1 protein-coding gene is annotated in these 3,761 nt (G+C 45.4%); it reads right to left on the bottom strand.

Features of this window, described 5'->3' with window-relative positions; translation table 11 throughout:
• Positions 1–3,761 (bottom strand): beta strand repeat-containing protein (locus U0R11_RS13465; RefSeq protein ID WP_406752335.1); only part of this gene is annotated, 3,761 nt, incomplete at both ends.

Below are 3,761 nucleotides of genomic sequence, written 5' to 3'. Positions count from 1 at the left end.
CTGATAAGCCTGAAATAGCTCCTGTTAATGTGGTACTTACTGTTATGTTATTTCCTGCTGCACTAAATCCTGTTACTGTATTACCATAAGCATCTTGTGCGGTCAAGGTATTCGTTCCTGTAAAGGCGGTGCCGCTGATCTGTGGGCTTGTTAAACTTACCGCCAACTTCGTCATACTTGATTCTGAAACTGTTACAGCTAATGTTCCACCCGTATTCGAATTGATGGTTCCATCTGTGGCATTCACCGCAGCAGCTTCTGCTTTGTACAAGATCATCGAACCTGTCGCAACACCAGCTGTAAAGGTCAAACTAGTGGCTGTTCCAAAGTTGGTTCCCGCTACCGTTGGCGTAGTGGCCGGACTAGGTGAAGCTAATGCGCCTGAGAAAGTAATGCTTTTAGCTCCTGTATAGGTCGTGGCTGTATTGCCACTCGCATCTTTGGCAGTTACTGTAACGGTCTGTGATCCTCCCGCTGTTTGTGTTCCTGTTCCAGTAACAACTAATTTAGTCGCTGCTCCAGCATTCATCGTAATGCTAGAACTTGTTGCTGCTGTTCCTGATGCGGGTGTAAATGTAAAGGTTCCTGATCCTATGGTTCCAGTGAATTTCAAGCCTAAGCTTGTCAAGTTCGCCACGCCACTCGAGAAGTTAGCTAATTGGTTAATCACATTATTTACTCCACTTCCCAATCCACTCACCGTTCCCGATAAGCTCGTTGTTACTGTAATGTTATTGCCCGAAGCATCAAATCCTGTTACGGTATTACCATAAGCATCTTGAGCTGTCAAGGTATTCGTGCCTGTAAAGGCGGTGCCGTTTATCTGTGGACTCGCTAAGCTTACAGCTAATTTGTTGAAACTTGCTGCACTCACTGCTACAGTCAAGCGATCTGCTCCTGCGGCGGAAATACTTCCGTCGGTCACAGCCACGACAGCTGATTCTACGTTGTATAACTTCATGTTGGTCGTCACAGTACCCGAAGCAAAAGTCAAGGCGGTGGTAGTTCCAAAGGCGATATCCGCTGCTGCGGTATTGGTTACCTTAGGTGTCGTTACTGGCGCAGTAGAACTAGTTGCTCCTGAGAAAGTTAAGTTCTTAGAACCGGTATAAGTGGTTACCGTATTACCACTCGCATCTTTGGCGGTAATCGTAATCGAATTACTCGTTCCAGCTGTTTGAGTAGCCGAACCTGTCACTACTAATTTCGTGGCAGCTCCAGGATTGACTGTCACACTGGAACTAGTTATTGCTGTTCCAGTTGCAGGAGTGAAAGTAAAAGTACCTGAACCTGAAGTTCCCGTATAGATAATTCCATCGGTGGTTAAATTAGCTACACCGCTGGTAAAATCACCTACTTGATTCAGTACATTAGTACCTCCTGAACCTAAACCACTCACAGTTCCTCCCAATGAATTGGTCACTGTTACATTATTCGTCGATGCATTAAATCCTGTAGCCGTATTACCATAAGCATCTTGTGCGGTCAAGGTATTCGTTCCTGTAAAGGCTGTGCCGTTTGTCTGTGGACTCGTTAAGCTTACCGCCAATTTCGTCATCGTTGATGAACTCACCGTCACATTCAACGTACCTCCTGTATTGGAATTGATGGTTCCATCTGTGGCATTCACCGCAGCAGCTTCTGCTTTGTACAAGATCATGGATCCTGTAGCTACACCTGCTGTGAATGTCATGCTAGTGGCTGTTCCAAAGTTGGTTCCCGCTACCGTTGGCGTAGTGGCCGGACTAGGTGAAGCTAATGCGCCTGAGAAAGTAATACTTTTAGCTCCGGTATAGGTCGTGGCTGTATTCCCACTCGCATCCTTTGCTGTTACCGTAACCGTCTGTGATCCTCCTGCTGTTTGTGTTCCTGTTCCTGTGACTACTAATTTAGTCGCTGCTCCAGCATTCATTGTAATGCTAGAGCTAGTAATTGCTGTTCCTGATGCGGGTGTAAAGGTAAAGGTTCCTGAACCAGAGGTTCCTGTGAATGTCATGCCTAAGCTTGTTAAGTTCGCCACTCCACTAACAAAATCTCCTGCTTGATTCAACACATTGTTCACTCCTGATCCTAAACCTGTGATCGCTCCTGTCAAACTCGTTGTTACAGTTACGTTATTTGTATTGGCAGCAAAAGTCGTTACCGTATTGCCATACGCATCTTGGGCAGTTAAAAAGTTGGACCCAATAAAGGCAGAACCATTGGTTTGACTACTATTTAATGAAACCATAAACTTAGTCATTGCACCTGCACTCACAGCTACCGTCAAGCGATCTGCTCCTGCGGCGGAAATGGTACCATCAGTAACCGCTACAATAGCAGATTCTACTTTATACAACTTCATATTGGTGCTTACTGAACCAGAACTAAAACTTAAGAATGTAGTGGAACCAAAAGAAACATCACTAGCACCGTTATCCACAACTTTAGGGGTAGTAAATGGATTAGAGGCTGCATTGGCTCCAGAAAAAGTTAATGATTTTGTTCCCGTATAGGTCGTTGCTGTATTTCCACTCGCATCCTTGGCCGTAATCGTAATCGAATTAGATGCTCCTGCGCTTTGAGTAGCCGATCCTGTCACCACAAATTTGGTAGCTGCTCCGGGGCTAATGGTCCTAGATGAACTCGTTATTGCAGTTCCCGAAGCTGGGGTAAAGGTAAAGGTTCCAGAACCAGATGTTCCTGTAAACTTCATGCCTAAACTCGTTAAGTTGGCCACGCCACTAACAAAATCTCCTGCCTGATTCAACACGTTATTCACTCCTGATCCTAAACCAGTAATCACTCCTGTCAAACTTGACGTTACTGTAATATTATTACCTGAGGCATCAAAACCTGTAGCCGTATTACCATAAGCATCTAAAGCTGTTAAGGTATTGGTGCCTGTGAAAGCGGTTCCATTAATTTGAGGATTCGCTATGCTTACCGCCAATTTCGTCATCGTTGATGAACTCACCGTTACACTCAAAGTACCTCCTGTATTGGAATTGATGGTTCCATCTGTGGCATTCACCGCAGCAGCTTCTGCTTTGTACAAGATCATGGATCCTGTTGCTACACCTGCCGTGAATGTCATACTAGTGGCTGTTCCAAAGTTGGTTCCCGCTACCGTTGGTGTAGTGGCCGGACTAGGTGAAGCTAATGCGCCTGAGAAAGTAATGCTTTTAGCTCCTGTATAGGTCGTGGCTGTATTCCCACTCGCATCCTTTGCTGTTACCGTAACCGTCTGTGATCCTCCTGCTGTTTGTGTTCCTGTTCCAGTGACAACTAACTTAGTCGCTGCACCTGCGTTGATTGTTATACTTGAACTTGTGGCTGCAGTTCCTGTCGCTGGGGTAAAAGTAAAGGTTCCTGAACCAGATGTTCCTGTATAGATCATTCCATCGGTGGTTAAATTAGCCACACCGCTGGTAAAATCACCCACTTGATTCAATACATTAGTACCTCCTGAACCTAAACCACTCACGGTTCCTCCCAATGAATTGGTCACTGTCACATTATTCGTCGAAGCATTAAATCCTGTGGCCGTATTACCATAAGCATCTTGCGCGGTCAAGGTATTCGTTCCTGTAAAGGCTGTGCCGTTTGTCTGTGGACTCGTTAAGCTTACTGCTAATTTCGTCATCGTTGATGAACTCACCGTCACATTCAACGTACCTCCTGTATTGGAATTGATGGTTCCATCTGTGGCATTCACCGCAGCAGCTTCTGCTTTGTACAAGATCATGGATCCTGTTGCTACACCTGCTGTGAATGTCATG

The organism is Aquirufa salirivi, from assembly GCF_045310485.1.
Taxonomy (GTDB): domain Bacteria; phylum Bacteroidota; class Bacteroidia; order Cytophagales; family Spirosomataceae; genus Aquirufa; species Aquirufa salirivi.
The sequence above is the reverse complement of the archived record's forward strand: the minus strand, read 5'-3'. Positions and strand labels throughout refer to the sequence as shown.